The 14,592-nt window shown below is 71.4% G+C and carries 16 protein-coding genes; 9 read left to right on the forward strand and 7 right to left on the reverse strand.

Annotated features, from left to right (window positions below; translation table 11 throughout):
• Positions 1 to 31: 31 nt before the first annotated feature.
• The 6 genes from GPA03_RS05105 to GPA03_RS05130 all read right to left on the reverse strand — a co-directional run bounded on the left by GPA03_RS05105 (position 32) and on the right by GPA03_RS05130 (position 6,996).
• Positions 32 to 634, reverse strand: coding sequence for a hypothetical protein (locus GPA03_RS05105; RefSeq protein WP_156250831.1), 603 nt, complete (start codon positions 632 to 634; stop codon positions 32 to 34).
• Positions 631 to 1,200: an RNA polymerase sigma factor gene (locus GPA03_RS05110; protein ID WP_241681091.1), complete on the reverse strand. Its 570-nt coding sequence runs from the start codon at positions 1,198 to 1,200 to the stop codon at positions 631 to 633. The genes GPA03_RS05105 and GPA03_RS05110 overlap by 4 nt, the downstream gene beginning before the upstream one ends.
• A 64-nt stretch (positions 1,201 to 1,264) precedes the next feature.
• Positions 1,265 to 1,843, reverse strand: a complete 579-nt coding sequence (locus GPA03_RS05115) for a 5' nucleotidase, NT5C type (protein ID WP_156250832.1) — start codon at positions 1,841 to 1,843, stop codon at positions 1,265 to 1,267.
• 3 nt (positions 1,844 to 1,846) lie between these two features.
• Positions 1,847 to 2,863 (reverse strand): hypothetical protein, encoded by a 1,017-nt coding sequence (locus tag GPA03_RS05120; RefSeq protein WP_156250833.1) that lies wholly within the window; start codon positions 2,861 to 2,863, stop codon positions 1,847 to 1,849.
• 119 nt (positions 2,864 to 2,982) lie between these two features.
• Positions 2,983 to 5,736: a toprim domain-containing protein gene (locus tag GPA03_RS05125; protein WP_156250834.1), complete on the reverse strand. Its 2,754-nt coding sequence runs from the start codon at positions 5,734 to 5,736 to the stop codon at positions 2,983 to 2,985.
• A 588-nt stretch (positions 5,737 to 6,324) separates the two neighbouring features.
• On the reverse strand, positions 6,325 to 6,996 hold the full coding sequence (locus tag GPA03_RS05130) for a DUF4352 domain-containing protein (RefSeq protein WP_156250835.1): 672 nt from the start codon (positions 6,994 to 6,996) through the stop codon (positions 6,325 to 6,327).
• Between the two features lie 170 nt (positions 6,997 to 7,166).
• Here GPA03_RS05130 and GPA03_RS05135 point away from each other — a divergent pair, with 170 nt between their 5' ends.
• Positions 7,167 to 7,433: a helix-turn-helix domain-containing protein gene (locus GPA03_RS05135; RefSeq protein WP_162458260.1), complete on the forward strand. Its 267-nt coding sequence runs from the start codon at positions 7,167 to 7,169 to the stop codon at positions 7,431 to 7,433.
• Positions 7,434 to 7,587: 154 nt separating this feature from the next.
• Here the strand turns inward: GPA03_RS05135 and GPA03_RS05140 are convergent, their stop codons facing one another.
• Positions 7,588 to 8,196: a hypothetical protein gene (locus GPA03_RS05140; RefSeq protein ID WP_156250837.1), complete on the reverse strand. Its 609-nt coding sequence runs from the start codon at positions 8,194 to 8,196 to the stop codon at positions 7,588 to 7,590.
• 191 nt (positions 8,197 to 8,387) lie between these two features.
• Between GPA03_RS05140 and GPA03_RS05145 the strand changes: the two genes are divergently transcribed.
• The 8 genes from GPA03_RS05145 (at position 8,388) to GPA03_RS05180 (ending at position 14,560) form a co-directional block, all read left to right on the forward strand.
• Positions 8,388 to 9,983 (forward strand): CpaE/TadZ family protein, encoded by a 1,596-nt coding sequence (locus GPA03_RS05145; protein ID WP_156250838.1) that lies wholly within the window; start codon positions 8,388 to 8,390, stop codon positions 9,981 to 9,983.
• Positions 9,983 to 10,408 carry a hypothetical protein gene (locus GPA03_RS05150; RefSeq protein WP_156250839.1) on the forward strand — a complete coding sequence of 142 codons (426 nt, stop codon included), beginning with the start codon at positions 9,983 to 9,985 and terminating at the stop codon, positions 10,406 to 10,408. Before GPA03_RS05145 ends, GPA03_RS05150 begins: the two co-directional genes overlap by 1 nt.
• Positions 10,405 to 11,439: a hypothetical protein gene (locus tag GPA03_RS05155; protein WP_156250840.1), complete on the forward strand. Its 1,035-nt coding sequence runs from the start codon at positions 10,405 to 10,407 to the stop codon at positions 11,437 to 11,439. Before GPA03_RS05150 ends, GPA03_RS05155 begins: the two co-directional genes overlap by 4 nt.
• A complete protein-coding gene (locus tag GPA03_RS05160) occupies positions 11,436 to 11,912 on the forward strand; it encodes a hypothetical protein (protein ID WP_156250841.1) in 477 nt (158 codons plus the stop codon). Before GPA03_RS05155 ends, GPA03_RS05160 begins: the two co-directional genes overlap by 4 nt.
• A 33-nt stretch (positions 11,913 to 11,945) precedes the next feature.
• Positions 11,946 to 12,851 (forward strand): hypothetical protein, encoded by a 906-nt coding sequence (locus GPA03_RS05165; protein ID WP_156250842.1) that lies wholly within the window; start codon positions 11,946 to 11,948, stop codon positions 12,849 to 12,851.
• Complete coding sequence (locus GPA03_RS05170) at positions 12,848 to 13,180, forward strand: hypothetical protein (RefSeq protein WP_156250843.1); 333 nt, start codon at positions 12,848 to 12,850, stop codon at positions 13,178 to 13,180. The genes GPA03_RS05165 and GPA03_RS05170 overlap by 4 nt, the downstream gene beginning before the upstream one ends.
• Entirely contained in the window at positions 13,177 to 13,548 is a 372-nt protein-coding gene (locus tag GPA03_RS05175; protein WP_156250844.1) for a hypothetical protein, read from the forward strand. Before GPA03_RS05170 ends, GPA03_RS05175 begins: the two co-directional genes overlap by 4 nt.
• 64 nt (positions 13,549 to 13,612) lie before the next feature.
• Complete coding sequence (locus GPA03_RS05180; RefSeq protein ID WP_156250845.1) at positions 13,613 to 14,560, forward strand: NAD(P)/FAD-dependent oxidoreductase; 948 nt, start codon at positions 13,613 to 13,615, stop codon at positions 14,558 to 14,560.
• Positions 14,561 to 14,592: the final 32 nt, after the last annotated feature.

The raw sequence follows: 14,592 nt of genomic DNA on the forward strand, positions 1-14,592 counted from the left end.
CGGCACCCGACCGGTTTGAGCGGGCCGTCGGTCACGACGATGACCCTCCGGCGCCCCCGGGCACGATCTGCGGGACGTCACCGGAGCTGGTCGGCTCCGGGGCGCCGTCGTCCTCGCCGCCGTAGACCAGCCTGAACGTCCATGCCTGCCCGTCCTGGGCGACCACCGGCAGCTGGGTGGACTGCCCGTCGAGCTTGACGGTGACGGTGAAGGACTCCCCCGCGGCGCAGGTGCGTGCCTCGTCATCCCCGACGGCCAGGGACCCGGCCTCCTCGCAGGTGAAGGTGGCCTCGGCGATGATCGGGACCGGGTAGGGCGGCAGGGTCACGTGGGCGGAGCCGACGAACTGGTACCAGACGGTGTAGGGGCCGCCGGAACCGCCCATGAGATGGTCGGTCGGCTGGTCCGTCGGGGCAACGGTGCTCTGCTCGGCGGCAGGCGGGTTGGCGTTGTTGACGCCCAGGCCCCACCCGATGGTGAGGCCACCGAGCGCCAGGCCCAGGCCGGCGGCGCCGGTGAGGGCGGCGTTGCGGCGGGCGGTGCGCTGCCGGGCCGGCTCCTCGTTGGCCGTCCGGACAAGGTGGGCGCGCAGGCCCTGCTTCATGCTCTCGTTCATGCCGGTGGGGGTACTCACGCCGTCTCCTCCTTCTGGTTGTTCGGGCCGATCCGTGTTCGCGTCGCCATCAGGCTCTCTTTGACGCGGCGTCGTGCCCGATGCAGGCGTGAGCGCGCACCGGTCTCGGTGAGCCCGATGAGCTCGGCAGCCTCTTTGACGGAGTGGCCCTCCAGCGCGATGAGCGTCAGCAGGCCTTGGTCGACGGGGTCCAGCTGGGCCAGGCCGGCGGCCAGGTCCTCGGAGACCTCGCCTTCCTGCTCGTCGCTCTCGACCGGGCGGGGCAGGGCGTCCAGCAGGGCGCGGTGGCGGCGCAGGGTTCGCTGCTGGTTGCGGGCGATGTTGGTCGCGGTGACCAGCAGCCACGGCAGCAGCGATCCGCGCAGCACGCGCACGCTGCGGCGCTTTCGCCACAGCTCGAGGAAGACCCCGGCAGTCACGTCCTCCGCGTCGGCGGCTTCACGCACCAGGGAGAAGGCGTGCCGGTAGACCCGGGCCTGGTGTCGGTCGAAGATGGTGCCGAACGCCGGGCCGTCTCCGGCCATGGCGCGTTGCCAGCACGAGTAGTCGTCGTCGGGTGTTTCCACACCTTGTAGTGTCCGGCTGCCCCTCCAGCGTTGCAGGATGACGCCACAAGTAGTGTGGTATGCGTCACGCCGGCGCGGCGCTCACCTCCAGGGCGAAGGTGCGCAGGTAGCGGCCGAGCTCGCGCCAGCTGCCGACACCGGGGCCGGGGACATGGGCGTTGTAGGCGTGCCGGTAGGCCAGGCGCGGCAGCCCGAGGGCGTCCAGGTCGGTCAGCACGCGCGGCTTGTCATCGGCCCAGATGTCACCGGGCACGGTGTGCTTGTCGGCCACGAAGTGGACCTCGTCGTACGGCATCCCGACCCGGTCCAGACCGGCGAGGGTGCTCGCCCGGACGAGGTGCTCGTCGATGCCGCCGATGAGCCGGTGGGTGGCGACCTTGATGTACCAGCCAGCCTCGCGCAGTCCGTGCAGGGTCTCGATCGCGTCGGGGTACGGGGCCATGTGGGCGAACAGCCCGGCCCGCACGGCCTCGCGATGGGTGCGCAGGAAGTGGTCGGTGTCGGCGAACCAGCCGGAGTTGGCGAAGGAGTAGTGCGGCACCTGAGCGGGCACGACGCGCCGCTCGGTCCGCAGCACGTGGCCGGCCAGCGCGGCGTTGTAATCGAAGGTGGTGTTGTCCAGGTCAAGGACAAGAACAGGCATCGGTCACCAGTCCGTGTAGGCGGGCGTGGCTGCCCAGGCGGGTTCGCCGTGCATGACCGGCAGCGGCGCGTCCTGGGCGTAGGGGTCGAAGCCGAGCGCGTCCAGCGGGTCGGGCTCGGGCGGCAGGGGGTTGTCGACGTCGTGCGCCCGCGGCGGTTCGCTGGCCTGGTCGTCGTCGAGGGCGGTCTCGAGGTCGGCGCGGTTCAGCGTCCAGTAGGGCTGGTCGGGGATGTCAACGCCGCCGCCGGTCAGCTGGTCCAGCAGGGTGGGCAGTTGCTGCGGGCGGGTGCGCCAGAGCCCGAGCAGTTCGCGCCCGCGCAGGGCGAGCACCCAGGCTGTGTGCGCTGGGCCGTTGGCGAGGATCTGTCCGTGCAGGACGTCCCACTGGCCGGCGGCCGTGTGGACGTCGAGCTCGTGGGCGGCGACCAGCGGCAGGTCGGCCGGGGCCTTCTCGTGCGGGGCGGGCCAGAAGGTGTCGGTCCACCATCCGGCGCGCGGCCAGAGCACGGCGTGGGGGCGTTCGGCGCACCACGGCGGCAGGTCGCCGTTCAGGCGGAGGGCGGGTCGTCCGGCGGGTCGGATCGAGGTGGCGTCCAGGATGGTGAAGTTGCGGGGCACCCCGGGGCCGGGGATGGGGCGAGCGGCGAGCTCGGCCTCGATGGCCTCGTCCTCGTCGATCTCGGGTTCGGTGGGTTCGGGGGTCGGGGTCTTGCGGGCGCGGGGCCGGTCGTTGACGTAGCGGCGGCCCGGCTGGGCCAGGGCGACGCTCTCTACCCCGGTGGGCTGCGGTGCGGGTGCTGCGGGTGCTGCGGGTGCTGCGGGTGCTGCGGGCGGTGCAGGATCGACGGCACGTGCAGGATCGAGAGCGGGTGAAGGCTCCGCAGCAGGAGCAGGGCCTGCCGCAGGTGAAGGATCGGTGGCAGGCGCAGGCTCAGCAGGCGCGAGCGCGGGCTCTGACACCGGACCGCTGTGCGCCGCGGCGGCGAGCCAGCTCGGCGTACCGAAGTTCATTGTCGTCACCAGCTCACCACCTCCTTCATCCTCGAGCGTGCTGTCCGGGGTCGCAGACCAGCGGTCTGCGCCCTCCCCCTGCCTATGTGCGGCACGAGCCCGCGTCGGGGCCCGTGCCGCACCGCGGCTCAGAACACGTCGGTGTTCTGGCGGACATCCTCAGCGGTCAGACCCCAGGTCTCGCCCGGGATGACGCACACCTGGGTGCGGTGACCGCCGATCTTGAGGGTGCGGGTCTTCTTGCCGTCCGGGCCGTCCAGGACCAGCGCGTCGGACAGGTCACGCAGCAGCGCCCGCCCACCGCCGGGGTAGCGCAACGCCTCCGCCGCGGCGATGTGGTTGATCGCCACAGCGTTCGGGCCCGCATCGACAAGGTCCACGACCTGACCGATGAGCGGCTTGTGGTCGCCCTGGACCGGGTCCAGCGTGACGCGCCGGGAAGCGACCAGCGAACGCAGCGACGCCAGTGCCCGGTCGGCCGGCGTCATGTTGCCGCCCATCACCTCAGTGGTGTGCTTGAGCACCGAGTTGCGCAGCCCCTCACCGAAGTTGTTCCAGATGGTGATCGCCTCCGGACCGGTGATGGCGCTGGTCTCGGTCGCGAACCGCAGCAGGTGCTCCATGCCCAGCAGCAGCGACGCGGTCAGCATGCGGGCACGGTTGGAGACCTTCGACCCGGCCGGGAACACCGAGTCGACCGCCGCGAGGCCCGAGTCCGGGTCGCCGGTGACGAACGCCTGACGCTGGTTCTCTACCTGCGCCTTCCAGGTCGCGAACCGGGCCTTGGGCTCGGCAGCCGGCATCGGGGTCTCCCCGTCACCGGAGAGCACCGGGGCGCCGGAGTTGATCTGCCCGGCGATCCACATCAGGTAGGCCGTGGTGGCCATCTTGAACCGGCCCGAGGCAGCCGAACGCTCGAGCTCGGCCAGGTCCTCCATGCTGCGCAGCTGGGTGTTGGGCTGGATCGGGATGAACAGCGCCCGGTCCAGACCGGACTCCGCGAACCCCTCACCGGTGGGGATCTCCTCACCGGTGATGATCATGAGCGGGGACGCCGAGTCGACCTTACGGACCGCGAGCCGGTCCTGCTGCTTGTCGATGGTGCCGCGCACCGCACCACCGGAGCCGTGGGCGCGACGCAGCAGGGCATCGAACGCCTTGAGCGCGGCCTTCATCGACTGCGGGTCGGCCTCGGGCTTGAGGTCATCGACGTGCAGGAAGCAGTGGTCCAGCCCGTCGGGCAGCAGGTCCATGCCCGCGGGGCGGGCGTTGAACGTCGCCATGGCCGACCCGGTGCGGGGCGCCCAGTGCTCGTTCAGCGAGGCGGCGATGGCCTGCGCGATGGTCGACTTGCCAGAGGCCGGCGGACCGAAGAAGCAGATGGCCGCGTTCGGGGTCACACCCAGGAACGCCAGCGCCCACGCCGACAGCCCGACCTCCCAGTTGAACTTGGCGGCGTCGTTGAAACGCTCCCGGGTCATGATGAACTCGCGCACCGCCAGCCGCAGCGCCTCCTGCTGGGCAGGGTCGATGCTGCCGTTCTCGTCCACCGCCGGCGGGGCGGGCAGCTTGATGGCCTTGAAGTCCTCCGAGCCCGGGTTGCCGTGCAGCCGGTCCACCTTGTCGATCGGGCCGATCGCGCCCATGCCGTCGCACCAGCGCCACATCTCCTCGGCGTCATCGAAGGTCCACCCGGTGTGGGAGACCACGGTGATGGGGCGGATGTTGGAGGAGAAGGAACGGATGGCGTTGGCGACGTCGTCATCGGGCTTGGTCTTGCGCGGGATCCGCACCCCGTAGCCGTGCGGCAGCCGGTCCAGCCAGACCCCGACGTCAGCCAGCTTCGAGGAGGGGACCTTGACCTGGTAGTTCTTGATCTTCGGGTTGTCCTCGGTCTCACCGTCGAAGGGCACGTACACCTTGAGGGTGAGCACCTGGTTGGAGGCGTCACCGGTGTCCTCATCGACGTGGGCCTCCGAGGCGATGATCTCGGCGGCGACGTTGAGTGCCACCTCCTCGGTGCGGGTGGCGTTGCCCATCTCGTTCTCGGAGGTGGCGACCTTCATGATGAGGCCGCGGCCGGTGTCCACGCGCATCGACTCGTCACGCTTGACGTTGGCGGTCTTGTTCTTCGCGGCGGGCTTGCGGCCCAGGCCCTTCTTGGCGGACTCGATGAGGCCCTGCAGCGACAGCGGGCGCACGTCCGGGGAGGCGATGCAGCCCAGGAAGTCGTCCAGGCCCATCTTGCCGCCGCCGGGCACGGTGATGAGCTTGGCGGACTTGGCCCCGACACCGGTGGCGAGCTCGGAGAGGTACTTGGCGGCGTCCCAGACCGCGGGGTTGGTCTGCCAGTCGGCGTCGAAGCAGAGCACCACGTCGCGGCCGGCGCCGATGAGGCGGGACATGACGGGCAGCGGCACCCCCGCCGAGGACCAGTTCCGGGCCCCCTGGATGCCGACGACCAGGTAGTCCGGTGCGGCCCACAGGTTGGCGGCGATGGTCTGCTTGGTGCCTTCCACGACGAGCACCTTGGTGGCGGTGTCGACCAGGTGGGCGCGCGCCTCGGGCACGTTGATGATGGCCCCGACACCGGCCTCCTGCACGTACTTGCGGACCGGGAACTCGACGTCGGCGCCCTCGGGGGTGACATGGCGGGGGTCGACACGCATCTGGTAGGTCAGCGCCCCGTCGACCTGACGCAGCGTGAACATCAGGCCGGTGATGCCCGGCACCTTCTGCGCCAGGTACTCCAGCCCGGTACCGGTCAGGTCGTCCGGACCGGTCACCGTCCAGATGCCGAGGTCCTTGGCCCGGTCGGCCGGGATGGCCGAGCTCTCCAGCCACTCGAGGTGCTCAGGGGAGATGAACCGGGGCTTGGACATGTGGTGCCTCCTGCGTCAGGTACGAGTACGTGCCTTGGGGTTGATGTGCGGCGCGGGACCGCTCACCGCTGCCCGGTCGGCGTGACCGTCCCGGAGGTGCCGGGTCGGTCGTGGCGAGTACATGTGCGGGCATGCTCGGCCCTGCCGGCCCCCGACGGAGTTGGCGTCGGGCCGCTGACCTGCGCAGATACCGGTTTGCAGGGGTTCCGACGGAGCCCGACGGAGTTTTTCGGAGCAAAGTCCGTCGGGCCCTGGAGGGTAAAACCGCAGGTCAGAGGGCCTCTAGTGCCTCTGATCTGGTACTTGAACGGAGAAACGGAGTAACTAGAGGGGGTACGCGTATAGGGGTTGTGTGTGTGCAAGCGGTTCTCGCACTCACACACACCCCCTATAGGGACCCCTGAAAGTTGCTCCGTCCGTCCGTTTCTCCGTTCACCCGCTCTGACCTGCGCAAACACCTCCCAGGGCCGACGGAGCTGGATCCGAGAAGTCCGTCGGAGCGGCTCTCGGCACGGTTCGAGGCGCTCTCGGGCACACAAAAGGGCCCCGCACCCGAAGGTGCGGGGCCCGATCGCGACAGCGACGGGGTCAGCTGCGCGGCACCTGCCACTCCCAGCCGCCCTCGGTCATGAACGAGATGAACTGCACCGAGGTCACGTCCTCCGGAACGTCCAGCACCACCCATCCGGTGGCGTGCTGACCGGGCCCGATGCGGGGCAGCTGGTCGTTGTCGTCCAGACACATGTAGGAGTTGCCGTCGACGTCGTTGACCCGGGTGTCGCCCCGGTAGGCACCGAACTCGAAGCTGTCCATGCTGAACTCCGTCGCCCAGTCGTTCTCGACGAACTCCTGCGTCGTCATCACGTCGAAGTGCAGTCCGAGGAAGGTGCCGTTCTTGGGACCCTCAGCCCACTCGTTCGTGCACTCCATGTCCCAGGCGTACTCGGTGAGTGTGAACTTCACGTGCTCGGTGCCGTCGTAGTCGAGGATGCCGGCCTCCTGACCGACCTCCTTGTCGAGGTTGCCGTGCGCGTTGATCGTGGGCCCCTGCTCCGTGGGCTCCTCGGTCGTGGGCTCCTCGGTCGTGGGCTCCTCGGTCGTCGGCTCCTCGGTGGCGGGATCCGTCGTCGACTCGGCGGCGGCCGCGTTCGGGTCGACGGTGTTGGTCGGGTAGGTGCCGCCACCGGGCTCGGAGCCGCATGCGCCGAGGGCCACCATGGTCGCAACCGCGGCCGCAGCCGCGAAGAACTGTCGTCTCATGGGGCGAAGGTAACGGGCACAGGAAACTAGAGGCAAGAACGCGCGATAACGATTGGGATACAGCCAAGACTCTCGCTCCCTGTTGCCGATCGTGTCGTCGCCGGCACGAGGTTGCGCAACAATGCCCGACATGACCTCCACGGCCGCGCTCGCTCCTGCACAATGGCATCGTGTTGCAGGGTGAGGGGATCCGGAGGGCGCGCGAGCGCGCCCAGCTCACCCAGGAGCAGCTCGCCTCGCTCCTGGGGGTCAGCGCCCGCACCATCGGAAACTGGGAGCGTGACGAGACCGTGCCCCGGAATCGGGCCGCTGCCGTGCAGGCCGCGCTGGGGCTCGACGAGACCGAGGGCCCGACACTACGGTCCGCGAGCGATGCCGAGCTGCTGGGCGAGATCGCCCGCCGGATGTCCCAACGCAGCTTCCCGCCTGCTGACTAGAAGAACGGCGCCGAGGTCCGCTGCGCCTCGGGTGCGGATGCGCCGATCGCAGAGCGCTTGTGCATTACTTCGACCCTCAGCGCCCGCAGGTGCAAAGTAAGGAGCAGCACCAGCCGGAAACCACAGCAGCGCCGGGGGCGCCGGCGGCCTGTGGTCAGCCCGTCAGGTCGAGAACTTGGGCGTCCGGGTGCTGCTCGAGCAGGCTCGCCACGTCGGCGTCGACCTGGGCGCGGGTCCCGTTGGTCAGAGCGGCGTTGAGCTCGCGCGCGTCGGGGACACCGACGATGCTCGCGCCGTAGGTGGTGCCGATCAGGTCCTGACCCTGGTAGATGCCGGCGGCCTGCACAAGGATCACGGGCACCTGCGCGTCGTCCAACCGCAACAGCACCTCCGTCTGGGCGGCCAGCTCGGCACCGTACTGGCTGAACGTTGCGGCGGGGCTCGGACCCCAGCTGGTCTGGGTGATCTCGGCCAGGACCGGCTCGGGCAGCGGCTCACCAGGGGCGAGCACCACGCCGTCACCGGAGGCGGTGACGTAGACATGGCCGGCAGCTTCTCGCACGGTCTCGACGTCGGCGGCAGGCACGACGTCGCCGACGGCCAACGCCGGTGGCGTCTCGGGCTCGAGCGTCTGGGTCCGGGCTGGTGCCGTGGTGGCGGGCGCCGGGTCCGTGACGGTCGGCACCACCCCCGGCGCACCGGTGCCGCAGCCGGCGAGCAGCAGAACGAGGGCAGCGGCCGCTGCGGTCGCGAGGTTCCTCACGCTTGGTCCTCCCCTGTGCGTCTCCGGTGGGTGTCGCTGAATGTGCGGCACCGGCCCGGCAGCCACCGACATGGCTCAGCGGGCTCGCGCACCCGCACACCGAGCCGCCCGAACGGTGCCGAGCGTCCGCACCGGCCAGGCTAGCCGGAGCGAGTTGACACCCGGTGGCGACCACCCGCCATAGGCAGGGTGTGAGCAACCAGAACATCACCGTCGGACTGATCCGGCTGCCCCACCTGGCGGCTGCGCTGTCCGCTGCCGGAGTGCGCGTGGCGACCGGCGACGACTTCCGTTCCAGCGCCCGCGCGGTCGTGGCCGCCGCCAAGGAGGGCCCCGTCGTCCTCCTGGTCGCCGACCTCGCCCAGTCCGGGGAGGCACCCTGGCTGGAGAAGACGCTGCGTTCGGCGACCGCCGCCGTGGTGCGTGTCGACATCGACGCCGTCTCCTCCGACCCCGGCACCGCGCGCCGCATCGCCGGCAACACCGGCGACGTCCCCCGGGTGCAGACCCCCGCGCCGGTCGCCGAGGTCCTCGAGACCGTCGGACTGCCGTGCCCGCGTGAGCTCACCGAGCACCAGCTGCTGACCGACGGTCTGGTGGTCTCCGCCGCCGACATCCACACCGGGCCCGCCCCCACGGTCTCGGCCATCCCGACCTGGCCCGGCGCTCACGAAGAGCCGGCCACCGACTCGGGCTGGGACGCGGCCCCGGCCATCCCCCGCCGGGCCCCGCTCACCGCGTCCCAGCCCGTTGCCCCGGTCCACCACCGTCCCGCCGCGCAGGCCGCGCCGGTCGCGGTGGCCGAGGACTGGGAGACGCTGCTGCAGGAGCCGGACGCGGCAGGCCCGTTCCAGCGCATCGTGCCCGCCCCGGCCCCGGCCGAGCCGGGCTTCCCGACCGCGGTCGCCGACCCCGCCGCCGGCGCCCCGGTCGTCATCGTCACCGCCGGCAAGGGCGGGGTCTCCAAGTCGACCACCGCCATGACGATCGCGCAGCGTGCCGCCCGCCTGGGTCACATGAAGGTGGTCCTGATCGACGGCAACCGCGGCCAGGGCGACCTGCGCATCTTCATGCGACTGACCCGCTCGGCGTTGCCGACCATCTACGACGTCGCCACCGGCACCGACCCGGCCCAGGTCGTCATCACCCCGGACCGGCTGGCAGCCAACCGGCCCGGCGACGTGGACCGGCTGGAGTTCGCCATGGTGATGGCGCCGCCGGACGGTCTGGCCGACCCGACCCTGGTCACCTCCGAGGTCTACGGCCGGGTCCTGGCGCACGCCCGTTCGGTGGCCGACCTGGTCGTCGTCGACACCCAGATCCAGGAGTCCGCCGACACCTCCGGTCTCTTCGATGATGTCTGGACTCCGGCACTGAGCACCTACGGCTGGCTCGTCGGCATCTCCGACCTGTCCACCCCCGGGGTGGACAACCTGTACAAGCGGCTGGTCGAGCTGACCTCGCTCGGGGTGCCGACCTCCCGCATCGGGGTCATGCTCAACCGGGTCTCGCGGGGCCTGAGCTTCAACGAGGACAAGACCCGCGAGCTGTTCTCCCGGTTCGGTCGCTGGCTCGGTGTCGTGCACAGCGACGACGCCATCAACGCCCAGACCAACAACGGTGAGCTGCCCTGGGACCACGCCGAGATGGCCCACGTGCTGGACCAGGTGCTGTTCCAGGTCACCCAGGACTCGGTGTTCACCCAGACCCGTGAGGTTCCCGGCGCGGTCGTGCCGGAACGTCACGAGGGCGGCCTGCTCGGGTTCTTCCGCCGCAAGGGAAACTGATGGCCCCGGCCGAGGGTGAGGCCGCGCAGGACTACCTCGAGGTCTCCCCCGTCCCGACGAACCGTCGCAGCAGCCCCTCGGCCTGGGAGGACGGCACCCCGTTGCGGGCCCGGACCGCCCACGCGGAGTGGCCGCGAACCCAGGTCGTGACCGCGACCGAGGACGTGGACGCGACCGCGCTGCTGACCCCGGCACCAACGCCGGGCGGCGAGCAGCCGACCGCTGCCGTGACAGCTGTCCCGGTCGGGGTGCCGCTGGTGCAGCGTCTGCCGTTGCGCACCATCGGCCTGGTCGGCGCGGTGCTCAGCGGTGCGGCGGCCCTGACCTGCGCGGTGGTGACGGCCGGCACGATCATCCTGCCGCCGCTGGGCGCGTTGGCCGCGGTGGCCGGTCTGGTCCGCGCCGCTCGGGCAGGTGCCCGATGACCGGGTACGTCCGCCACGAGTGGATCGACACCTTCTGCGGCCGGCTGCACGACATCCTCATCGGTGAGGCCGCCGCCCGGGTCCTGGAGGCCCGCACCGGCGCCACCGGCACGGTCCTGGTGCTGCCGACGTGGGCCTGGGTGGTGCCCGCCATCGACATCGGCCGCAAGGCCCTGCGTCGGGACGGGCGCGCCATGCTGATGCCGGTCCGGCTGACCTGGGACGGCGGCCCGGTACGGATCCTGCGGCCCGGGACGGTCACCGTCGCTGACTGGTCGATGATCGGCATGGGTCACTCAGCCTGCGGTCGCATGGACCTGGACGAGACCCTGGTCCGAGCCCGTGCCGTCCAGGCCCAGGACGCCGCCCCAGTCGAGGAGCCGTCGCTGTCCTCGGTGCGGCTGGCCCCCGGCCGTGACGTGACCCACGCCCTGCACGCCCTGATCGAGGCCGGCAAGCACGCCCGGTGGGAGGCGACCATGGCGTTGGAGGCCTACGTCGAACGGGCCGTGACCGGTGCGGTCCGGGTCGTCTCGGCCGACATCCTGCACGGTCTGCCACACGCCCAGGCCGCCCCCGACGTACTCGATGAGACCGGGCTGGAACAGGTTCGCGACCGGATGCTGCTGGGCACCTCCGAACGTGAAGGCGCCGTCGCGCTGCTGCTGCGTCGCTGCCTGGCGCCGGTGGCGTTCGTGCGGGTCGACCCGCTCAAGTACATCACCACCGACCTGCGTCGCGCCGCCGAGCTGTACGTGCGGCAGGCCGTCGGCGACCCCCCGATCGGGCGCAAGGTCCGCCGCGTGTGGCGCGAGCTGCCCGAGGCCACCCTGGAGCAGCTGATCGCCACCTACAACGAGCGTCACCCCGCCGATGACCTGTCAGTCAAGCGGGCGCTGCGGGCACTGACCGCCGGCCGGGACGCCATGGCCGGCGCCCACGACCTGGAGCGCCTGGGCACCACGCTGGGCGACCCGAACAACGACACCGAGGCCTTGGCACTGGCCCACCTGGAGAGCCAGGACGCGTGAAGGAGGCCACCCCCGTCCCGCAGCCCTCCGGGGGCTGGCTCGCCCCCGCCCCGCAGGCAGCTGCCGCGCGCCGCTCGGCCGCCATGCGGCGCGCCGAGTACCTGATGAGCGTCACCGACGGGCTGCTGAGCGTCAACGACGTCGTGAACGCCGCCGCCGAACCCGGCAACAAGGCGCTGCTGCGGATCACCCTGCATCAGCTGCTGCTGTCCCAACCCGGCTGGGGGCAGGTCCGTGCCGGTGCGGCGATGGACCGGCTGGTCAGCCTGCTGGGTCTGCGGCTGGATGTGGGCCCCCTGCGCCGGTTGCCGCTGTCCTGGCTGCTGGACCCCCGGGCCGCCGGCACCCGGCTGCTCGCCTGGTTGGACGCCACCACCCCGCAGATGGCTGCGCCGTGGCCCGGTTTCCCGTTCACCCCGGCCCCGGGCGCGTGCCGTCCTGACCGCACTGACCGGCACCGGCCGTTAAGTTGACACCCGGTTGCCAAGGCCCGCCATAGGCAGGGTGTGAGCAACCAGAACACCACCGCGAGCCAGCACCGCATCGGCGCCCCGACCGCCGACCAGCAGGCCCTCGCAGCGATCGCTGCGGCCGAGGGCCGCCACCGGGAGCGCCTGGTGGAGGAGTTCCTGCGCCCGCGAGTGCGTCCGCGCGGATCCTTCACCTCGATGGCCACCGAGCTGTGCCGGGTCAACGGCATCCGGGAGGCCTCCCAGATCGAGGCCCACCGTGACGACGTGCTCGGCATCCTGTATGTCGAGGCCGTCAAGATCCTCAACGGCATCGCCGAGGACCCGACCCGGGTCGCGAAGATCACCAGCTTCGACGGGTTCCTGTTCTACCAGTCCAAGGCCCCGACCCGGTCCCACTTCGACGGCGGTGCGGCTGGTATCCGGCCCGCGGGCGCGACTGCCCGCATGCGTCGGCGTCGCGAGCTGTTCAAGACCCGGTCGCTGCTGCTGGCGCAGTGGGGTCGGGAGCCCTCCAAGGCCGAGATCCTCACCGAGACGAACAAGCGGATGACCTCGCTGCGCGCGGACGCCGCCCGCCAGTCGATGATCGCCACGATGGACGACTTCGAGTCCGTCGACAACGTGGCGCTGCTGCCCGAGGAGCACGACCGCTCCGCCGGCGATCAGGACGAGTCCCCGCTGGCCAAGCATGAGGCGCTGACCCTGCTGGACAAGGTCGCCGACGCCGCAGGTCGTGTCGAGCCCGGTCTGGACGCGGTGGCACGCGCCTGGCTCGGTGGCGTCTACGACGGTCACGGCGCCCCCCGCGAGCTCGGGGAGGTCGCCAAGGCGTGCGGGCTGTCCATCGGGCAGGCCGCCAAGGCCATCTCCCGGGTGCAGGAGATCGCCACCTCCCAGCTGGCTGCCGAGTTCGGCATCAGCGCCGGTGGTGCCCGGTGAACGCGGCGGTGTACGCGTTGCGGCCCGCCACCGCCCCCGACCAGCCGGTCGTCCCTTCCCCGGACGCGCGAGCTCTGGCGTTGGCGCGGGTGGTCTTCGTCGCCCAGCGCACCCTCGACGACGGCCTGCCTGCTGAGGAGGTCGAGGACTGGACGGCTCGCCGCGACCTGGCCACGACCCGGCTGCTGGAGCACCTGGACCCCGCCGCTGACGAGGCGACCCTGACCGCCGGCATGGAGCGGGTCGTGATGTGGCTGGAGCGTGCCCCGCGCAGCCCCGAGCACGTCCTCATCTACGCCCGCACCCTGATGCTGAGTGCGGCGGCATGAGCGTCTCGACGCCGGATGAGCTGGTGGCCGCGGCCCGCCGCGCCGCCCACACCCGTACCGCGCAGGTCGTCCTCGGTCCGACCCCGGGCTCGATGCGTGTGTACCTGCCCACCTACGGCCGGTTCTTCGAGGCACCCTCGGTGACCTGGCTGATGGCCGCTTCCGAGATCATCGCTCTCGCTGAGGAGCTGGCCCGCCGCGGTGAATACGACCAAGCCAGTGCAGCCGCCGACTACGCGTTGACGCTCCGGCTGAGCCGGCACTTGCGGCTCAAGGCCCGCCGGGTCCATGACGAGACCCACGCGCACCGGTGCTGCGTCGTCCACGGCACCCACGCCACCACCCACCGCGGCTGCGTCCTGCGCTGACCGGCCCGCGCCGCCGCGGCCGCGACACGGCCACCTTCCTCACCGACGTCGGAGACCACCTTCCATGACCCTCCCCACCACTGCTGCCCCGTCCGCGCCCGTCGATGTCCTCGTCGTGGGTGCCGGCCCGGCCGGGTACACCGCCGCCCTGTACGCCGCCCGCTCCGGGCTGAGCGTGCGGGTGCTGTGCGGGTACGAGCCCGGTGGTGCGCTGACCACCACCACCCAGGTCGAGAACTTCCCCGGCTTCCCGACCGGTGTTCACGGTCCTGAGCTGATGGAGGCGTTCGGTGAGCGGGCGCAACGTCACGGTGCCGAGCTGCTGCTGGAACAGGTCACCGAGCTCGAGCTGACCGGGGACCTCAAGACCGTCACCACCGAGGACCGCATCCACACCGCCCGGACGGTCGTGCTGGCCACCGGCGCAGCCCACAAGCACCTCGGGGTGCCCGGTGAGCAGCTGCCCGGGGTCGCGTACTGCGCCACCTGCGACGGGGTGTTCTTCACCGGCCGCCCGGTGGTGGTCGTCGGTGGTGGTGACACCGCGTGCGAGGAGGCTCTGTACCTGGCCGGGGTGGCGTCCTCGGTCACGATGCTGGTCCGTTCGGACCGGATGCGGGCCTCGGCAGCGATGCAGGCCCGGGTGCTGGCCGACCCGCGCATCACGATCCGGTTCGACTCCCCCGTCATCGCGGTGCTGGGCACCGAGAAGGTCGCCGGTGTGCAGCTGGCCGCAGGCACCGTCCTGGACGCCGACGCGGTGTTCGTCGCGATCGGGCACACCCCGCGCAGCGACCTGGTCGCCGGGCAGGTGGCACTGGACGTGGACGGGTACGTGCTGACCGCCCCTGGCGGCGCCTTGTCCGACGGGGCCACGACGACGACCAGCGTCGCAGGGGTGTTCGCCGCCGGTGACCTGACCGACCGCCGCTACCGGCAGGCCATCACCGCCGCCGGCTCGGGCTGCCAGGCCGCCGTGGATGCCCACCGGTGGCTGACCGGCACCCGCTGAGCAGCCCGCCCGCTGACCCCCATCAACCCCCG

It is taken from the genome of Pseudactinotalea terrae, assembly GCF_009733845.1.
Taxonomy (GTDB): Bacteria; Actinomycetota; Actinomycetes; order Actinomycetales; family Beutenbergiaceae; genus Pseudactinotalea; species Pseudactinotalea terrae.